This is a genomic window from Methanobrevibacter millerae (assembly GCF_001477655.1).
GTDB lineage: Archaea > Methanobacteriota > Methanobacteria > Methanobacteriales > Methanobacteriaceae > Methanocatella > Methanocatella millerae_A.
In genome coordinates this window covers 1,326,406-1,348,270 of record NZ_CP011266.1, presented here as the reverse complement: position 1 = coordinate 1,348,270, position 21,865 = coordinate 1,326,406, and the positions used below count along the sequence as shown (strand labels likewise).

General features: G+C 26.3%; 10 protein-coding genes. 6 read left to right on the top strand and 4 right to left on the bottom strand.

The genetic code is table 11. From position 1 onward, the window contains the following. The first annotated feature begins 43 nt into the window (after positions 1-43). The 4 genes from SM9_RS05920 (at position 44) to SM9_RS05905 (ending at position 5,001) form a co-directional block, all read left to right on the top strand. A complete protein-coding gene (locus SM9_RS05920; RefSeq protein ID WP_058739262.1) occupies positions 44-1,573 on the top strand; it encodes a DNA cytosine methyltransferase in 1,530 nt (509 codons plus the stop codon). After that, positions 1,566-3,284, top strand: coding sequence for an McrB family protein (locus SM9_RS05915; protein ID WP_058739261.1), 1,719 nt, complete (start codon positions 1,566-1,568; stop codon positions 3,282-3,284). Before SM9_RS05920 ends, SM9_RS05915 begins: the two co-directional genes overlap by 8 nt. Next, positions 3,271-4,518 (top strand): LlaJI family restriction endonuclease, encoded by a 1,248-nt coding sequence (locus SM9_RS05910; RefSeq protein ID WP_232299095.1) that lies wholly within the window; start codon positions 3,271-3,273, stop codon positions 4,516-4,518. Before SM9_RS05915 ends, SM9_RS05910 begins: the two co-directional genes overlap by 14 nt. Before the next feature lie 63 nt (positions 4,519-4,581). Next, positions 4,582-5,001 (top strand): very short patch repair endonuclease, encoded by a 420-nt coding sequence (locus tag SM9_RS05905; protein WP_058739259.1) that lies wholly within the window; start codon positions 4,582-4,584, stop codon positions 4,999-5,001. 82 nt (positions 5,002-5,083) lie between these two features. On the opposite strand, the gene SM9_RS05900 is transcribed toward SM9_RS05905, so the two are convergent. The 3 genes from SM9_RS05900 to SM9_RS05890 form a co-directional block, all read right to left on the bottom strand. Next, positions 5,084-8,086 carry a helicase C-terminal domain-containing protein gene (locus SM9_RS05900; RefSeq protein ID WP_058739258.1) on the bottom strand — a complete coding sequence of 1,001 codons (3,003 nt, stop codon included), beginning with the start codon at positions 8,084-8,086 and terminating at the stop codon, positions 5,084-5,086. 2 nt (positions 8,087-8,088) lie between these two features. Beyond that, the gene (locus tag SM9_RS05895) at positions 8,089-11,892 is read right to left on the bottom strand and encodes a transcriptional regulator (protein ID WP_058739257.1); all 3,804 of its coding nucleotides are present in this window, start codon (positions 11,890-11,892) and stop codon (positions 8,089-8,091) included. A gap of 190 nt (positions 11,893-12,082) precedes the next feature. Further along, positions 12,083-14,005 carry a hypothetical protein gene (locus SM9_RS05890; RefSeq protein WP_058739256.1) on the bottom strand — a complete coding sequence of 641 codons (1,923 nt, stop codon included), beginning with the start codon at positions 14,003-14,005 and terminating at the stop codon, positions 12,083-12,085. 162 nt (positions 14,006-14,167) lie between these two features. Here SM9_RS05890 and SM9_RS05885 point away from each other — a divergent pair, with 162 nt between their 5' ends. Next, entirely contained in the window at positions 14,168-15,931 is a 1,764-nt protein-coding gene (locus SM9_RS05885; RefSeq protein ID WP_058739255.1) for an MrcB family domain-containing protein, read from the top strand. A 71-nt stretch (positions 15,932-16,002) separates the two neighbouring features. Here SM9_RS05885 and SM9_RS05880 read toward each other — a convergent pair whose 3' ends face one another. After that, positions 16,003-17,838, bottom strand: a complete 1,836-nt coding sequence (locus SM9_RS05880; protein WP_058739254.1) for a helicase C-terminal domain-containing protein — start codon at positions 17,836-17,838, stop codon at positions 16,003-16,005. Positions 17,839-17,954: 116 nt separating this feature from the next. Between SM9_RS05880 and drmA the strand changes: the two genes are divergently transcribed. Continuing rightward, on the top strand, positions 17,955-21,863 hold the full coding sequence (gene drmA / locus SM9_RS05875; RefSeq protein ID WP_058739253.1) for a DISARM system helicase DrmA: 3,909 nt from the start codon (positions 17,955-17,957) through the stop codon (positions 21,861-21,863). The last annotated feature ends 2 nt before the right edge of the window (positions 21,864-21,865 follow it).

Here is a 21,865-nt window from a genome sequence, read left to right as displayed (position 1 = left end):
TTATTTATTCTAAAAAATTCAATATATATTTGGAGTAAATATTATGATTTTCAATTGTGTCACTGGTTTAGACAAAAGTGAAAAACGTTTTTTCCTTGAAGAAATTGATGTGTTTACACGTTTAATCGAGGTTTTCTGTGAAAGGAACAATATAAAAAATACTGAGGATTCAATTTTAACTCCTGATGTTTATAATGAGCTTATTGAAATTGGAGTCATTAATTCTCGTTCTGATTTGGATGAATTAAAAAAAGTATTGAAAAAAGATTATGATTCTTTTATTAGGGCAGTCAAGTTCTGTGTAAATAATAAGGAAGACACATACGGAACAATCTGGAAGTTATACAATTCAGAAAGGAAAAAAGTCCAGGAAAAAGCTAAAGAAAAACATAATCTGACTTTAGTTGATTTTTTTTGTGGTGCTGGAGGATTAAGTTTAGGTTTCCTGCAGGAGGGTTTCAATGTTAAATTGGCCAGTGATATTGAAGATGTCTGTATTCAAACTTATAAATATAACCATCCGGAATTACCTTCATCAAAATTGATTCAGGAAGATATTAGAGATTTCATTTATTATATTGATGATTATATTGATGAACAGATTGATATTGTTGTTGGGGGTCCGCCCTGTCAGGGTTTCAGTACTGCAAATCAAAGAAGGATAATTGATGATCCAAGAAATGAACTGTATAAATATTTTTTGATGATGGTTGAAAAAATAGCTCCGAAATTTGTGGTTATGGAAAACGTTAAAGGAATGCTGAAAGTTGCTGACCAGGTTGTCGAGGATTATGCTGCAATAACTATTAAAAAAAATGGTGAAACATTATCATATAAAGTTGCTTATGAAGTTTTAAAATCTAACGAGTTTTCTGTAGCACAGAACAGACAAAGATTAATTTATATTGCGGTTAGAAGTGATATCTGTGAAAAATTGAATTTATCTCCTGAGGAGATTTTTATTAAAATTAAAGAGAACAATAAGGATAAACCGGTTTATGTTCTTCATGATGCGTTAAAGGATATTAAGAAATTGGATTCAAACAGAATCAAGAATTCGAACAATATTGATAGTGAGACTGCTGGAAAAAAAATTGATGTTAATTATGATGAGAACCATAATAATCCTTATCTGAATTTAATTAATAATAATAGGAAAATACCTTATTTATATAATCATAAGGCCAGATATTGCAATGATAATAACTATGAAATTTACAGAAGATTGAATCAGGGTGATGATGCTACTGATGAAAAAATAAAGGATATAATGCTTTATTCCCATAGAAATCATATTTTCAAAGACAAATATTTTAAACTTTTTGATGATAAGCCTTGCAGGACTATTACTGCACATCTGAAGGTTGACGGACACTCACATATTCATCCATTTCAAATAAGGTCAATTACACCAAGGGAAGCAGCTAGAGTACAGTCATTTCCGGATGATTATTTCTTTTGGGGAGCTTATACTAAGACATATATGCAGATTGGAAACGCAGTACCTCCAGTAATGGCTCGAGGTATTGCAAAGGTCATTAAGAATTATTTGGTGGGGCTTGAAAATGAATGAACAGGATTTTAAAAATAAATTTGAACCTATTAAAGATACTTTGGAGAAACAGGGAATTGTTGTCAGTGCTGATGATTATGACGGTGTTGTTGTAAAAAAATTGGAATGCAACAATACTAGGGGATGTGGAGATCAGACCCATATTGAATTTAGTGGGGAACAAATGGAAATGTTTCCATATCTGGCTTCATATAAATATTTTAATGATTTTAGAAATAATGTTGATTTCAAATCCTTTTATACATTTAAAATGCCGATTTGTTTAAATGTGTTAAATTTAAAATATTTGTTGGAAAAACATGAAACATATTCTAGGGAGTATTTTGATGAAAATAAAAAGAGATATTTGAATGAAAGTGTTTCTTTTTTGAATGAAATATTGCAATCCGGAGATTTTCATGATGAATCGAAAATTGATTCATTTACTACTCTTTTAAGAGGTATAAAGGATGAAGGTCACCATTTGGAGATTTCACAAGTTAATAGTTCTGATAAAAAATTTGAAGCATTACGTTGGCTGCTGCCCATTAATTCTTTTATAATTATTCTTAAATTAAGAAAAGAAGTCAAATATGAGATTTATGGTATATTACCTGATGATACTGATGAAATTTCAGATTTAAATCTGAAATTTAATTATTATCATACTGCCAGAGGAATAAAAACATTAGTTCCATTAGAAAAATTTGAAATACCAATCAGTGAAGATAATGTAGATTTGGATGATTTTATATTTGATAGAGTAAGTGACGGGAAAAACAGACTGCTTTATGGTGTTCCGGGTTGTGGAAAAAGCTGGACCATAAAAAATAAAATCTGCATGGATGTAGATGAATTTTTCATGGAAAGGGTTGTATTCCATCCGGATTATACATATTCTGATTTTATAGGCCAAATTCTTCCAAAAGTTTCTGAAAATGATGTAAACTATGTATTTACACCGGGACCTTTCACCAATATTGTAAAAAAGGCATATGAAAATCCTTCTGATGAATTCTATTTAATTATTGAAGAAATAAATCGGGGAAATGCTCCAGCAATTTTTGGGGATATTTTCCAATTATTGGATAGAAAAAAAGAAAATAGTGACGGTTTTAAGAAAGGAACCAGTGAATTTGGTATTACAAATTCTGAAATAGCTAAAGAGGTTTATGATGATGAAAATCATAAGGTTCGTATTCCTTCAAATTTAAGTATTATAGCAACTATGAATACTTCAGACCAGAATGTATTTACATTGGACACTGCATTTAAAAGACGTTGGCATATGGAAATGATTGAAAATGATTTCAACAAACCGGAATTTAAGGATACATATGTCCCAAATAGTAAGATAACCTGGAAAGTTTTTGGAACTGCCATTAATGAAATTATATTGGAGGATTCAAGTTCCACTTTATCTTCTGAAGATAAAAGACTGGGAGCTTATTTTATAGATGAGGAAGATTTAAGTTCTCCAAAATCTTTTGCTGAAAAAGTTTTAATGTATTTATGGGACGATGTTTTTAAATTCTCTCGGGAAGATTACTTTAATAAAAATACTGTGGACCAGTTCAGTTTAGAATGTTTTATTAATAAATATGTGAATAATCAGAATCAAGATTTCAATTTTGAAATTTTTACATATCCTGTAAATAATAAAATTAGAGAAGTTAATGCCAAGGAAATAGAAAAAAATTCATCTGATGGAAAAGAAAATGACTCAAACTGATATTTTAAAAAAATACTGTAGAATCGCCACAAATCGGGATAATGATAGATTTGTTGGAATTCACGGAGATGATAATGGAGTATTTGTTTATTTTCCATTAGGATATGAATTGTCTGAAACAGATTCGGAAATTCGTAGAGATATTTTTCATTTATTTGAAATTATAAATGAATTTAAGGAAGAAAAAGAGGGAAATATTTCACAAAGAAATAACAGTGAAAAAAAGGATGTTGAATTTCCTATAGGAGCATACATGGAAATTATTTATTATTTTCTAAATAATGGTTACTATAGGGAGACTGATTCGGTTTATAGAACTCAAAATAAAGGTAAGGTGAACTGGTCAAAGACTATTAAAAAACAAAATCCAATTCTAATAAAAAATAAAAACTCCTCTTATTCATTAATATATGCTAATTTTACAGTTAGAAATTCCACACCAAATGATGATAAGGAAATAACAAGAATCAACCAATATTGTGTTTATGAAAGTTTTAAAAAGATAGGGTGGTTATTTAATTCATATATGCCTCCTAAACCGATAGGTAAATTGAATAAAAATAAATCATTATTTATTCTTCAGGATAAATTATCAAATACTAATGTGGACAATAAAAAGAAACTTTTCAAATCAATGATTGACTTGATAAATTCAATGGATGATAATTCTGAAAATCAGTTTTATTATGGCACTAACACGTTTGAACATGTTTTTGAGAAAATGGTGGATAAAATGTTTGGAATAGAACACAAGGATGATTATTATCCCAAGGCAGAATGGAATTTAAAATTCAATGATAATATAAAGACATATCCGTTACAGCCGGACACTATTATGGAGTATGATGATAAAATCTTTGTCATTGATTCAAAATATTATAAATATGGTGATACTGCAGAACCAAAAGATTTGCCTCAAATTACTTCCATTAATAAACAAATTACCTATGCTGAATATGCCAAAACTTTGGAAATTACTAATAATAAGGAAATTTACAATGCGTTCCTATTGCCATTCAATAAAGAATCCAAAAAATTCAGTACAAATAATTTAATTAATGTAGGTGAGGCAATTGGTGAATGGCGAGGAAAAAGTACTCACAAGTATGAACATGTCCAGTGTGTTCTGATAGATGTCCGTTATCTGATGGAAAATTATAAAGTTAATTCTAAAGATAACATTATCCAATTGGCCAATGCTATTGAAGAAGCATTTGAGGAAACGGTTTTATGAATTTTAGGTTTTTATATTATTTTTCAGAATAATTGCTATAATATTCTATTGGAGTTGATTGATATGGTTGATAAAGTTAGTAAAGAGGTTCGCAGTTATAACATGTCACGGATTAGGAGTAAAGACACCAAGCCAGAAATTCTTGTTCGCAGCTATCTTTTTTCAAGAGGGCTTAGATTTCGAAAGAATGACAAGAGGTATCCCGGAAGTCCGGATATTGTATTACCTAAATACCGGACTGTTGTGTTTGTTCATGGATGTTTCTGGCATCTCCATGACGGATGTAAATATGCGGTAATGCCAAAATCCAATGTTGATTTCTGGAAGAAAAAACTTTATGGAAATAAAGAGCGTGATCAGCGAAATCAGAAAGAACTGGAAGCAATGGGATGGACTGTTATTACTGTATGGGAGTGTGAATTGAAAAAGGATAAATGTGAGAAGACACTTGATGATTTATACAATAAAATTACATCCGAGTGATAATTTTCGTAATTTTTTTCAACTACAAATAATATATATTATTGTTAATTTTTTATAAAAAGAATGTTTTAACTAAATTAATTTAAATATCTTCATTAAAATCTTCAATAGCATTAATGAAGTACTTTGGAATAATATTATTTGTATCCAAATCTTCGTAGATAATTTCCCAAAGACGATTATCCAGAATATATGTCTTACAATAATCATCTTCGAATCTTATCCCTCTACCGTATCCTTGAATCAATCTTGTAAGCATTTTGAAACGGTACCACTCTTTCCCGTCTTCATATGCATTTTTACGTTTTTTTATTCTAGGATCTTCTGAAGGTAGATACGGTAATTTGAATATTATTTGGAATCTGCACAAATCACCCGGCAAATCAGTTCCTTCATTCATGGAAGGGCTAATCAGGACCAGTGGCTTGGTACTACTTTTGAAATAATCCAGTTCTTCTTCCCTATTTTTAAAATAATAATTTAATATACGGGAATCATCAATATTATTTTTTAAAAAGTTTACTTGTTCACTGTTTGAAGTGTGTATAACACCTTTCTCGTTTTTATGTTTTTTAAGAATATCTTCAATAACTGATAATGTATCATCCATTATTCCATTTTCAATATGTTCATTGTCCATATTAAAATCATTATATATTTTTACGGGATTATTGGTTATATCGAAGATATTTGGAACTCTTAAGGAGTAAACTTCGTTTCTATTGATATCAAGGTCATATGCAAAGTTTTCATAATCAAAAATGGATGAACTCATAAATATAGTGACGTCCCCATAATTAAATAAGCAGTCATGAATCATTTTTTTAACTGTCACGGGTTTAAACTGGAATTTCGGATATTTTTTTCCAAAATGATTATCTGCAGTTTTATCAAAAGTCAAATTTTCATTGCTCTTGTCAAAATATGACATGAATTTTTCGATATCTTTAAGTCTTTTTTTATATTTTCCATAATTTTCATTGTTTTTTCCCATTTCTTTGATTTCAGACTCGTATATTTTTTTAAATTTTAAAAGATAAAAATAATAGTCTTCATTCTGTGATATGTACTTATATTCATAATCCATATTCAGTCCCAGTTCTTCATCAAATTGTTTTTCTTTAATGTCCAGTGCAACAGAATCTGAAATTTTATCATCAATGTTATGGCCCTCATCACATATTATTAGTTTTCTTGTCTTCAGGTTATTTTTATGAAAAAATGTTTCCTTTAAAAAATATGCATATGTTGAAATTAATGTATCATATTTTCTTCCCTCTTTAAGTTTATATAAATATTCACATGATTCGGATTCATTAAAACCCTCTGAAAATTTGCTGTTTTGATAGTACTTGCATTTTAAATATCTGCATCTGAACTCGCTGCATTTGTATGTATGTTTTTTTGTTGTAAATTTTTTGCAGGTACTTTTATTCCTAGGTTTTAAATGTACAATTTTTTCACCAAATTCATCTATATACTGATTGATAAGTTGATTTGTAGTAGTTAATATGTATGATTTTTCTTTTGAATAGATATTGGTCAAAGTTGTTGCAATTAAAGATTTTCCAAAACCTGAAACTGCTTCAAGGATAATGTATTTATATCCATTTTCGATGGCATCATAAATTTTGGATATTGTTTCAAGCTGCAATTCTCTAGGTTTTTCAAATGGAAAATTTTCTTTGACAATATCTGGAACTTTATATTCATTAAAGTTATCCAGTTCTGAATAAATTTCATCATACATATAGTTCATTATCAGTTTGGATATTAAGTTATAATCGAAATTTATATTCATGATTTGTTCAGTTGTCAAATCTTTCAATGGATTAATATAATCTTTATATTTAATTATGATACTGATTAAATCTTTTTCATCATATTTGAATAGTTTTTTTTCAAGTTTAGGATCATATTTATTCTGAGATATACTTGTAAGGATATTGCTGTCTTGATTAGGATTTATTTCAAGTTCTTTATTTTTAGTTTTGCTTAAAACTTTTTTATGCAAATCATAGTTTTTAGATAGTTTAAAATTTAGCAATGAATCTATTTCAGAATAATACTCTTCAAATGTCAGATTTTCATTTTCAAAAACTAGATTAAGAATACTGAAAATATAGGATTCATCTGTTATTTTATCATTAAAATGATTTAAAATATCTAAACTGAATAAATAATTATTATGTTCATCTTTATTGAATATATATTGGATTAAACTATTTTTGGAGGAATAATCTAAGTTTTCCAGATAGATTATTTTATTTATTAAATTGAATGCATTAATATTAAAAATTATTGTATCTAACTCATCTGAAATATCGACATTATTTTCCGGCAATGAAATATCATTCAAATCAATATTAATGTCATTTTCAAAAGGAAATGAAGGATTATATTGATGTTTGCTATAATTTTTAGATATTTTCTGCTCATTGTTTTTATTTTTATCTGTTTTTGTTAGAGGGATTTTCTTCTTATCATTTTCAGTTTTAGGATTGGTGTCAATTTCAGTTTTAGATGAAGTGTGAACAGTATATTTGATTAGAGTTTCATCATGATTTTTTTTTATTTCTAAAAATTGTTTATCCAATTCACAATTAAAAGAAAATTCCTCCAATAAATCTTTTATTGTTTGAATCATATTCGGGGAATCGATTTCATCTAAAATAAGGTATCTTAATTTTGAATTTGGCTTTTTATTTGCTTTTATGAATTTGAATTTTGAATCAGCATATTGTTTAATTTTATCTTGTAATTTCACAATCAAGTATATTTTATTTTTATGGATACGTAAATTAGATTTTTTTGTATTCTTATTGAATTTCATTATTAATAAAGGGTTCTTGTCTTGATGATTTGAATCTGAATTGATCATCAACCCAAAATAATAAATTATTTCATTGGATTTTTTCAATCGTGAAAACCATATTGAATCATCTTCAAAGAATCTAATCAAACCATTATTTTCATTTTTTGGAATAAATTGGCTGTTTAATCTTATAGTATTCCTTTGAGTTAGATTATTAATTAAATTTACATAAAGTTTATCTTCCAGGTTAATCAAGTCTCTCTTTACCATTTTCATCCCATTATTTTATATAATCTATCAGTTTTCCTGAGAACATTCTGAATTTTACTTTTATCAGCATCATGAAGTACAAGAAATTTGTCAAATTGATTTACAAATTGTTTAGATAATTTATTCTGAATTGTATTTTCATTTATTAAAAACAACCATTTTTCGCTTAGTATAATATCAAAATTTTCAGTCAATTCAACTTCTTCAGTGTCCATTATTCTTTCCAGAATCAACATTCTATATTCTTCAAATTGACTTAATATCTTATAGAAGTTTTCAAAGTCATCTCTTATTAACATTTCGTTGTTATCAGTTATTATTCCTAAATTTTTCAGCTGAGAATAGGTGATGTCATTGTTTAGTCTATTTAAAGAATCTTCACTGTATTTATATTTATTTGGGTAGTATTTATTTAGTTTTTCTTCTAATTCTATCATTGAATTGAAAAAATTTGGTTTATTAATTTTAATGTCCAAAATTTTGATCAGGTTTTCAACTTCATCGCTTTTTAAGGTTTGATTGATATTTGAAAATATTTTGATGGTTTCTTCATTAATATTTGATTTATCCAATTTATCGATTTCCAAAATTAATTTTTTGCTGCTGGATAAAATTTCTTCATTGGATAAATTGTTTTTGAATATATCCGGAAAAGATGTTAAATTTGATTGGATTTTGTTTAGTTTTTTTAAATCGGACTTGGAAAGATTATTGATGTTTTGTATTGTTTCCATATTGAATATTTTTCTGTTATATAATTTTGTAAATTTCAAATCGAGGTCCAGTTTATCTTTTATCTTATTAATATTTGTTGAATATCCTTTCCATATATTTTGAAGGTTATTGTGTATTAACTCTTTATGGTAATCAATTTTATTTTCATATATGTTCATTTTACTATATCTTTTAACCTTATCTTGGGCTGAGATTAATTCCTCAATATATTTATCATTTTCATCGCTGATTGGATAGTTTTCACACAGTTTAAATAAATTGTCAATTATTGTTTTAATGTTTTCAATTTTTTCTGTTTTATCATCAGGTTCCTTTTCAAAAAGATATAATGTTTTATCAATAATTTCTTTTATACCAATTAATTTATTAATGTTTATCAATTCAGAGTTATTGAAAATAGAATTGTTTATATTATTCTTTTTGATATATTCTTTTATTTCACTTAATTTCAAATCCAAATTATTCAAATCTTCAACATAATTTGAAGACTGATAAAATTTAAATATGTTGTTGTTGAATATTTCTTTATTATAATATTCTGTGAATTCTATGTCCTTTTTTATTTGCTGTTGGAATATAATCACTTCATCATATTCATAGTTGAAGAGATTTTCAGCTTCTTCAAGTTCCAGCATATGAGAAAGATTAATGATTTCCTCAATGGCAGACATATTGTAAATAATTTTATTAATTTTATAATCATTTGATTTAAATAATAATTCATTTTTTAAATCATCGATAACTTCATTAAAATTATGGATATCACATTCTTTAACCTTTTCGATGATATTTTTGTAGAAATAATTAGTATTATAATATTTTGATGAGAAATCACTGAGATTTTTATATTTCAGCACATTTTGATTTTTTTGTTCAAGTAAATAGTCTAATTTTTCAGATATAATGTTCAATTCAACTATTTCTTTTTCAATATCCACTGATTCAATGGAATTTATTGTGTTTTCATCAAATAATTTATTATGATATGATGAAGTAAAGTTAACGTCATATTCATGTTTCTTAAATAATTTAGAGATAGTTTCGTCTATATTGAATATGTCCATATAATTATTTATTTCCTTAAAATATCTGTTATTGTATGAGATGTCATCGATATCCTTTTTATATTCATCCATATGCAGTTCATTTTTTAAATCATAGCATTTTTTAATTAAAAAAGAGGAATAGTCAAATTTTTCATCAGTATTTTGTGATTCATTGATTATTTTTAAAATGTCATTTTTTAAACTAATAATTTCATCAAATTTATTAATTTTATCGTTGGAACAATCCAGTAATTCTTTCACAGACATGTTTTGCATTGAGTTAATATTTAATCTAGCTAAACTGGATTGGATTAAACTTTTTAATCTTTTAAATTTTTGGGCTTTTTTATTATTGTGACTGAAAATTTTGTTATATTTTTTTAAATCATTACTCATATCTTTAATAGAGTGTATATTGATTTTTAATTCTTTAAAAAGAGATTGTATTTCGGATGTATTTTTTTTAATTTTGTTGTATTTTTTTATACTGTATTCTTTATTGATTTTTATGAGAAATATATTGAAAATTTCACATAATTTTTCATAATTTTTGTTGAAATACTCTTCAAATGTCAAATCAACATATTTATTTTTATAATTATTCAGAATATCCAGTGCATTATATAAATCATCATTTTCTATAATTTTGGGATATTTCACTAAACAGTTGATGTTATTGATATTATCTTTAAAACCCTGGAATGTATCAATATTAATTGATATTTGATTTAATTTTTTATTTAGCAAATAAAATAATTCGGAAATTTCATCATTATCTTTTGAAATTTTTTTCTGTCTTTCTTTAATTTTCTTTTTGATGTTTTTTTCCAATTTTTTTCGATATTTATTGAAGTTATCAGAAAAATTATTTTCATTGTATTCGATATACTCTTCCAATTTTTCATTTAACAAAAAATAATTCTCATCATTAACAACTTTTGGATTATCAAATGATGACATGATTTCTTTAAAGTTTTCGAATTCAATTAGATTATATAAAATAAAACCATAATCTTCAAATTCTTTTTTTGCATTTAAAATTTCTATATTTAAAGTATATTTTGATAAATAGTTATTATATCTTTGAATAATTTCTTTTAAAAATCGGTTTTTTGATATAAAACTGTTAATATAATATGACGAATCTTTGCTTTTTTTGTTTATTTCATTATATTCATGTAGATTATTTAAAAAATCTTTGATTTCAGTTTCTTTTTCAATTATGCAAGGATTATTAAATAGAATTTTTACATCATCAATCAGTTCAATATTTTTATTCAATGAATTTGAAATAGTTATTCCATTCAATTTATAAAAATTATATAGTAGATTTATATTCTCATTGAATCTGCAGACATCATTTTTAATAAGAATTAATTTATCAATAATTTTATTTAAATCTGAGATATTATTGTATTCTATATGCGCTGATTTAATTAGGTAAATATATTCTTGAAATGCTTTGATGAATTCATTCAATTCGTTTAAATCATCATATTCTATATATGTCACATCACTATTTCTTAAAATATGTAAATTCTTTAAATATCGTGATGAATAAATATTGTTGAAAAGTGGAATATCATAATATAAATTCAATAATTTATTAATGTCTATCAATATAGGAATTTCATCATAAAGGGCATTGGAAATATTATCTTCGGATAATTCTTCACAGTTGCCTTCATGTAAAATTCTAAGATAATTTTCAAGTTTATTTTCTTTAAATAAATTTTTTAATATTTCTAACTTTTCTTCATTGCTTGAAATCACTAGTATCTTATCGTCATTAGAACATTGGGTAGTGATGATTCTTATGATTTTTTTGCCAATGTTGAAATCCAATCCACATCTTTCACATTTTTCATTATTTTTATGTTGTTTCTTGTTGCAGTTAGGACATATTTTCATATTGGAATCTAATGGTTTCGGTTTTTTATTTTGTTTACTTTTTGGTATTCTAATAGGTAAATATTCATGAGGTCGAATATTTTTTCCAGAAAAACGTGGTTCATCGAAAGCCATGGTATCAATTTTTTATATTTAATAAAATATATATAAATTATGTCTAATATTATGTTTAGTTAAGTTATTACTTAAATTTAATCATTAAATTTTTAATATTGCAATTATTTTCTTTAGCTTTTGTATAAAAGATTTTTTATGTACAGAATTGTTTATAAAATAAACATGATTCATTTATGTTACAAATTAATTATTTTTTAAATGAATCAAGCATCTTTATAAGTAATTTATCTTCATATAATACTAAATTTAGACATTCACGGGCCTTTTTTTGTGTAATTTCATTTCTATGTGCTGAAGGATTTCTATAATCTTTTCTTATTTCTTCGATTTCCTTTCCAAATTTTATTATTAAACTTTCAATTTTTGAGGGGTCATTCTCATTAAAAAGATCAGACGAACAATATTCGATTAATTTCTCTTTATTGTTTTTTTCATGATAATAGTCAATGGAATTGTCCTGCTTTAAACATAAAATATATGCCACTGTTCCAAGATTGAATTTTTCCTCATTTAACGGCCATCTCTTTTTATATAATAACCCTGTAGGATAATGGTCATATTTTTTATAGCGTCTATTTTCCAAATAATTAAAAAAATTTTCAAAAAATCTCTTATACAATTCAACTTCCAATGTTTTTGTTAAAAGAATGCATACTCCAGAATAATCCACAATATTTTTCATATCATTTAAATTATTGAACATTAATTTTGATGATATCAAATAGGTTTTTGATTCTTCAGATAGTTTATTCCAAGTATTTTCACCAAACAGAGTAATAAGATTTGTTTTTTCTAGATTATATGAATCATCTTCCTTGAATGAATTTGTTTCTTCAATAATTCTTTCAGCACACACATCTGCAAAAGCTGAAATTATCTTGTCTTTTTCTTCATCAGTATCAAAATTTTTAATTTGCTTTTGTATCAGAGACTGATAATCTGTTATTTTCAGTGAAATGTTTTTAATTTCTTGTTTAATTTCATCTAATTTTGAAATTATTGTTTCAGTCTTTTCATTAAATTCCTTAGAAAGATGAGTTTTAATATCATCAGCAAATATTATTAGTAATTTTTCAAAATCGATACTGTTCATATTATTGGAATAATTGATTTGCAAAGGATTATTGTTTATATCAATTTCACTTTTTTGTTTTTTAGTTTTTGAAGTTTTAGGTTTAAAGTTTTCTTTGTCATCATAAGAATACTGTAATTTTTCTATTTTAAGAAAACAATTATTAATTTTAAATGGTTTTTCAATTGAATATTTATCTGAATAAAAATTGTTAAACCATAACATAAAATAACTTGATCCTTTTAAAAAGGATACAGCTAAATTATAAGGATTCTTTAATTTAAAATAATTGTTTTTGTACTCTTCCATAATATTGAGGAATTCATTACATTCTTTTGAAAATATATTATTTTGTGTACAAAAAGCAATTATAGGTATTTTTTCATTATCTTTGATAACAAGACCATTCTCTATGATATATGACTCTTTTTTTAGTAGAAGTTCAATCATTAAACTGCATACATTGTAACTTTCTGTAACTGCACCAATATAATTTTCTTCTGAAATAATTTCAACATGTTTTTCAAGAATGGTCACTGATCTGTTGATATTGTTGATAAATTCAGTTTCATATTTCTGGTCTTTTTCAGAAGGTTCACTGGCAGGTAGTTTTTCAATAGATTTAATACATTTAATCATACTTTTATAATATAACTCATCAGCATTGTTTTCAAACCACTGGAAAAACATCACAATATTTTTTAAAAAATTATATGTATTTTTATAGGTGACATTTTCACTAGTTGTCTCATTATTTGTTCTAAGAATCTTTAAAAGATTATTTTTTGTTTTTCTTGGAATAAAATCTGTTTTAATGGCTTGTTGAATAATTGATGTTTGTTCATTTAGGGAATAATTTTCTCTTGTTAAAATAAGTTTTATCATTAGCTCAATGATATTTGTTCCATCTGTAATAATTTTACAGTATTTTTTGTTATTAAAAATGAATTCAAGTTCAGTTTTATATTCTTTTAAATACATATCAATTTTTTCATTTATATCCAAATCTTCCTTTTTTATTTTCTTTTCCGTAATCATTATTCCCACCATTAAAACATTAATATTAATTATATATAATCTATTAATTAAATTAATATGGAATTAAATCAATTTTTATGATAATTTCAATGACAGAATAAATTAATTTATAATATGAGAAATATATTATTTTATGAGGGGATTAAAATTCTTGTAGATGGAATGGAATATATATTAAATAATTATCTTGAGGTTTCTAAAAATGAACCACTTAATGCACCGTTAGCTAAATTTATTAGAACTGAATTGCCTGATCAGTTTAAAGAGTCAATATTTAATTCTGATAATTATATTATTAGGGGTTCTGTGGGCATGAGTCGTTGGGCTAAAGTTCCATGGATTTATTTTTTAAATAAAAAAGTTTCATCTAAATTCATTGATCGTTATTATGTATCTTATCTTTTTAAAGAAGATATGAGTGGTTTTTATTTGTCTTTAATGTTTGATGTAAGAAATTATAAAAATGTTCAACCAGAAGTATTATCCAAAGTATCCAATTACATTATAAGATTTATTCAGAAATCTTTCCCGGAAATTAAAAGTTACGCTCCAATTATTTTAAATAGTCATACTATAAGAGCTTTAGATTATGAAAAAGCAAATATATTTAGCATTGAATATCAAAGAGATAATTTGCCATCCGAAATTGAATTAAAGAAAGATCTGAAAATGTTATTAAGAATTTATGATATTATTTCTGCAAATGATATAATAGATTCATTAATTGAAAAATACTCATATAAAACCCACATTTCTAATAAAGGTTTCGATGATAATAAAATAATGAATGAACTTAATTATGATGTTCAATATCTTGATGAAAATGTCTCTAGTTTGGAAACAACTAAACAAAAGAAAGATAATGAAATTGAAAATTATAAAAAAAATTATATTAAGAAATTTGACCATTCGTTTAATGATAAAAGTCAACTCGAGTCTAGTAATAGTTTAAATAAAGATAATATTATTTCAGAAAATCAGTTAGATAATAAAAAATCAGGCATCAATGACTTTAATAATAAAATAGAAATTTCTGAAATTGAGTTTAAACCAAATAAATATTATAATTTTAAAAAACGTTCAAATAAATTTAAACGATTAGATGAATTATTATCTGATGATAATGTTGAAAAATTGGAATATGTGCGTTATTTGGAAGAGGAAGACTTCAATACTATCCTAAGAAATATCATAAATACTCATGAAGAAGTTCTTAAAAAATTAATTAAAAAAAATAATATCTGCTTTGAAAAATTAAGTATTTTAGAAAAAATGTTTTTATTTTCAAAATCTTTTGTTATAACCAAATATAAAAGAGGTGGTGTTGATTTAGGATATTATAAATTTAATGAAATATATATTGATAAGAGAGAGCAATCGGATTATAAAAAAATAAGAACAATAATTCATGAATTATCTCACTTTTTATTCTCCGAAATATTGGAGCAGATTTTGTCTGAGATATTGGATACATATAAAACTGATATGATGGAAGCGTTTATTTTTTACATTTTAACTGATGTTAATGACTTTTATTTAATTGATGAGTACTGTGCATGTACCGTTGAGGGAAGATTTGTTCCAATGGGTCATCAAGATTATACCTCCTTCAAAAATTGTTTGGAAAAGGAGCATAATTTAAATGATGGGGACATATCTGCATATGGAAACACCTTCGCAAGCCATATCATGTTTATTATGGAGTCTTTCATATCTGAAGATTTAATTAAAGAAATAAATAATGAATCTTCAAATATAAATTATCATCTTAATGATGATGTTAAATATGAGACAGATGAATATGTGGACTGGGATGATTTTGTAGATATGATTAATATGATGTTGGAGTATAAGACTAATTTTAATACGGAGGAAGTTGAAGATATTTATGGATACTATTTAGAAATACAAAAAAATAATAATTAACTAATACTATACGAATTTTCCTTAATAATTGATTGATATAATATTTTTAGAAACTCAAGTATATGTATTCATTATTCGATATTTTGATTTAAATTTTCGATTGAATTAATGAAATACTTTGGAATTATTTCTTTATCTTCAAGATCTTCATTAATCTTATCAAAAAGGCGATTATCTAAAATATATGTTTTACAGTAATCTTCTTCAAAGCGTATTCCTCTTCCATAACTTTGAATTAATTTTGTAAGCATTTTGTAGTCGTACCATTCTTTTCCATCTTCATAAAGATTTTTGCGCTTATTAATCCAAGTATTTTCATAAGGCAAATAGGGTAATTTGAAAATTATTTGGAACCTACATAAATCGCCGGGAATATCTATTCCCTCATTCATTGATGGGCTAACTAAAACCAGTGGTTTATCACTGGTTTTAAAATTTTCCAATATCTTTTCACGATTTTCCGAGTCATGTGTAATGAAACGATTGTTTTTTATATTACTTACTATGTATTTCATTTGTTCATAGTTAAAAGTGTGTATAACACCTTTTTCATGTTTGTGTTTTTTTAGAATTTTTTTAATTGTAGGCAAACAATCCTCTGCAGTGCCAGTTTCTATAGGTTCTCCGCTCATGTCAAAATTAGGAGATATTTCTACTTTATGTTTAGACAGATCAAAGATATTTGGTACTCTTATAGAGTAAATTTTATTTTTATCTATTCCCAAATCAAAAGCGAAATTTTCGAGATCAAAAATTGAAGAACTCATAAAAATAGAGACATCTCCATAGGACAATAATGAATCATCAGCCATTTTATTTATCTTTAAAGGTTTAAAAATCCAGTAGTTATCACTATCTACTTCAAAGGTCATATTTTCATTATTTTTAAAGTTATCCATAAATTTGGATATGTCATCTATTCGTTTTTTAAGTTTTATATATAATGCACTTCCTTTTTTGACGTTGTTGAGTCTATTTTTATAGTTGGTCCTAAATTTTAAAAGGTAAAAGTAATAATCATTATTTTGATTAATATGTTGTAATTCTTTTTTAATATTAAGTTTCATATCCTCAGTAAACTGTTTCGGATTAATTTTTAGTGATATGGATTCAGATATTTTTTCATCGAGATTATGTGCTTCATCACAAATTAATAATTTTCGAGTATTAAAGTAATTACTGTGATAAAAGTTTTCGTTAATGAAAAAATCATATGTACAAATTATAGAATTTGATTTCAATATTTCTTTTAATGAGTACAGATATTCACATGACAATGGTTTATCAAAATCTTTATTGAAATCACTGTATTTATAATAACGACATTTGGAGTATTTGCATAGATATGCACTGCATTTCATGGGTGTTTTTTTACATGAAAAACTGGATCTTGGGTTCATTTTTACGAAATCATATTTTTTAAAATCATAAAAATATTGATTTGCAAGCTGATTGGTAGTTGTAAGAAAATATGATTTTTCTTCAGAATAAATATTGGATAATGTAGCAGCAATTAATGATTTACCATATCCGGAAACAGCTTCTAGGATTATATATTTATATCCTTTTTCAATTGCATCATATATCTTTGAAATGGTTTCAAGCTGCAATTCTCTTGGTTCATCTAAAGGAAAATTCTCTTTAACAATATCTTTTATTTCATATTTATTTATTTTATCCAATTCAGAATTGATTTCACTAATGTCTATATTATTGATTAATAAATTAGTTATGGTAGTGTTATTAATATTTTTTATTTTTTTATCAATTTCTGAAGATGACAGTGAACTGAATTCCTTTATTAAATTTTTATTTCTAATTAAAATATCTTTTAAGTCGGAATCATCATATTTTAATATCTTTTTTTCCAGGTCATTTCTTTTTTTATATTCCAAATAATGATTCATAGATAATTTTTCCTAAAGCTTAATTTTACATTATTAACTTTATACTCACAAATATATAATATTTATTAAATCAAAACAATATACATATAATTAAGATACTTAGAGAGGATTATCTTATGAATTCAGATACACAAATTCGAAGAAAGATGATTGAGGAACTTATCAAAGAGGTTAGGGGTCCAAGATATGGTGAAAATGAAATTATTTCATATAGTCCTTGGATTGAATATTTGACGGGTGTTATCATTCCAAAAAGTTGGGAGGAAACAGATTCGGATAAATCACCAGATCAGGAAATTATCATTGAAACAGATGATGTTGCACAAGAAGATGGCTCTGAAACTGATGATATATTAACTGCCACTCCTTCAAATAAGTTAACTCCTAAATCATTTATTAAATCTTTTGGTGTTTCATTTTCTATAGAAATTGAGAATCCTACATTAAAAATTTGTTCTACTTGGGGTAGATATCTTAAAGATTCAGAACATAATGAAGCTTACGGTTTAAACGGTAAAAAAAATTCAGTTTCATCTGATAAAGATATATGGCAGAGACATTCTTTTGGGGAAATCTTTGAAATTGAAGTTAATGAACAAGATGTTGATGATGATACGATAAACAAAGAATTTGATGGAAGAGAATTGGTTATTACTAAAACATTGGAAAATTATGAATCTGAAATAGAGTTGGATGATGAAGGATATGTTAAAATATACATCAAACGTCTAAAAGTTAGTGATGATAACTATTCTATTTCGGTTTATATGATTAATGACTTAAGTTATGATGTAGAAGGTAATGAATCTCAGCCCAATATTGATAAATGTCTGTTCCAGCCGTCAATCAGAATAATATGTGAAGATGGAATCCGAGCTCAGCACATGGAGTTGCTTAATGAATCTGAACGAAAACTTGATTTTTTATATAGGAATAGACCAACTATTGCTTTTGGGCATATGTGCTCTGCAGTTTGGAAAAAAATAGACTATTTTGATAAATTTGACATTGATATTCTATGGCCGGATTATTCTATTCGTTTGCTAAAGAATAATGATTATGAAAAATTTTTAAAATCAGATGTGAGGACAGAATTTGTTCCATTATATCCTATAGCGTTACCTAAATTGGATCTGATTGAAAATGAACTTTTAGTAAATGATGAATTAAATGCAGAATACCTGGCTAATTGCTCTCCAAATGAAATTCATGGTATTTTAATTAAATTATTGAAGCTTTATAATGATTGGATTGAAGAAAATGAATCCGAACCTATTGGGGAAAAGTACCTTAATATTGCAAAAGAAATACTTGAAATTGAATATGATGCATCGAACCGTATGGAAAGAGGTTTAAATTTAATTAAAACTAATCCTTTGATTTATACAGCTTTTTGTTTTGCAAATAAGGCAATTGCTCTGCAAAATACATGGGGTAAATATGATGGTGCTGAATTTAAGTGGAGGCCATTTCAAATTGCATTTTTCCTAATGAATATAGAAGATATTTGGGATGAAAATTCAGATAATAGAGATATTCTTGATCTTTTATGGATTCCAACAGGTGGGGGTAAAACTGAAGCTTATTTGGGAATTATGGCTTTTACAATTGCTTTAAGAAGATTAAAAGCTCATGATAAGAATGAAACTGGTGCGGGAACTTCAATCATATCCAGATATACATTAAGGTTACTGACTGTTCAGCAATTTAGAAGAACATTAAAAATGATTACTGCTGCAGAATTTTTAAGAACCCATTGTTCCGATAAAGGCATTGGATGGAGGCCAAATTATTCAGAAATTATTGGTGACTGGATTTATGGTTCTACAAGATTTTCTACAGGACTGTGGGTTGGTGGTGGAGTTTCTCCTATACATCTTCTTAAAAAAGGAGGTGCAATGGATTTATTGAAAGGAAATGATGTAAGATTACCATACACCGTCGGCGAACCAGCACAAATTTTAAAATGCCCTGTTTGTGGATCATGGTTGTCTGTTCCGGAATCCGGTCTTAATGATGAATTGAACAATGTCCATATTGTTATTAAATCAACAGAATATATGGCTCATGTTGAAGAAATTTTGGATGAAATATTTGTTAATAATGAAAAAATTAATTTTGTTGGAATTGAATCAAAAAATCATTTGGATGGATTTTATACAATTTCATTTGAAATTCATGGTAAATTCTCCAGAATACAATTTGAAAATGAAATCATTGATAAACTGAAAGAGAATGGTTTTGAAATTGCCTCTTTGGGAGATTTTAATATAGGATATTTCACTAGTTTAAATTCTATTGATAAATATGGTAATAAAATCGAAGGTGATTTTGATTTTGAAATTTGGTGTACCAATCCAAAATGTGATTTGAATAATGTCGAATGGTTTGAAGGATGTCCATATCCAAATTCCTCTGAACCTCACTTTCCCGATGGAAACTATAATCGTAAAATCGTTTCACCATTTATAAGTAATACTAGAATGCCTATTCCAGCTTATTTGATTGATGATCATGTTTATAACAGATGTCCAACTGTTGTAATTGGTACTGCTGATAAAATTGCAAGATTGGCTTTCGAACCTAAAGCTGGAGGTCTATTTGGTAATATTAACTATTTTAATAAATACTATGGGTATAATAGAAATAATTTACTCCCGGATACTTCCGGAAACCTGACAAAATATAATCATGAGGTAAATTCTTTAAATCCTCCGGATTTGATTATTCAGGATGAACTGCATCTTATTGATGGACCATTAGGTAGCTTATTTGGTCTTTATGAGTCAATGGTAAGTGGGATAATTCAAAAACAGGGTGGAAACCCTAAATATATTGCATCAACAGCTACTATTAGTAATGCTTCCAAACAGGTGGATTTATTATTTTCAAAAAAATTATTCCAATTCCCACCACATGGTTTGGATATTTCTGATAATTTCTTTGTTAGGGACCATATGTTTAATGATATTTGGGATGAATCTAAAGCGGGCAGGGTTTATTTAGGATTTTATGCTCCGGGTAAAGGTCCAATGACTCCCCAGGTCAGATTGTGGTCAAGAATGAGTAAAGTATCTTCAGACAATACGGATAATGATAACATTAATAATTATTGGACTACTTTAGGATATTTTAATTCCATTAAAGAATTGGGTGGTGTCCTTGCATTATATAGGGATGATATTAAAAGTCGTTTAGAAAATATTGGTGGTAATATAGAGTTAAAACAATTGGGTGAGGATAATAAGGAAGAATTGTCTGGACGTAAGTCATCCACTGAACTGCCTATGATATTGGACAATCTTGAAAGGGATAGTTTTAATCATCCACCAAAATATGATGGAATATTTACAACATCTATGTTTGGAACTGGGGTTGACATTTCTCATTTGTCATTGATGGTAATGACAAGTCAGCCTAAAACGACGGGATCATATATTCAGGCTACTGGTCGTATAGGTAGGAAATATGGAGGTTTGGTTGTAGATTTCTTTAAAGCAGGTCGATCCCGGGATTTAAATCACTATGAGATGTTTACTTCATTTCATTCAAGAATCTATATGGATGTTGAACCGGTTTCTGTTTCACCGTTTTCCAGCGGTTGTTTGTCTAGGGGATTAGGTCCATCATTAGTATCATTTTTAAGAAATGCTAATCATTTGATGGTTAATTGGGAGAAAAATGATGGAAAAGAACCAATTAAAAATATTAATTCAATAAATGATTATAATGATGTTTATAATATTATTAAAATGAGATTAAATTCTATTGATAACATTAATGAAGACTCTGTTAAAAAGGTTTTAAAGAATCTTGATAAATGTTGGAATGATTGGGAATTCATCGCAGATAATATTGAATCTAAAAGATTATTGAGAATAAATGAATATTATATTAAAAAACCTCAGCATCATGTTGTTTTGGGTGATGAAGGTCATAAATACGATAAAAATTTGAAAGTTGTATTTAAAGATGCACCCCAATCACTTAGGGATGTTGAAGAAACAATTGATTTTTGGGTGTAAAT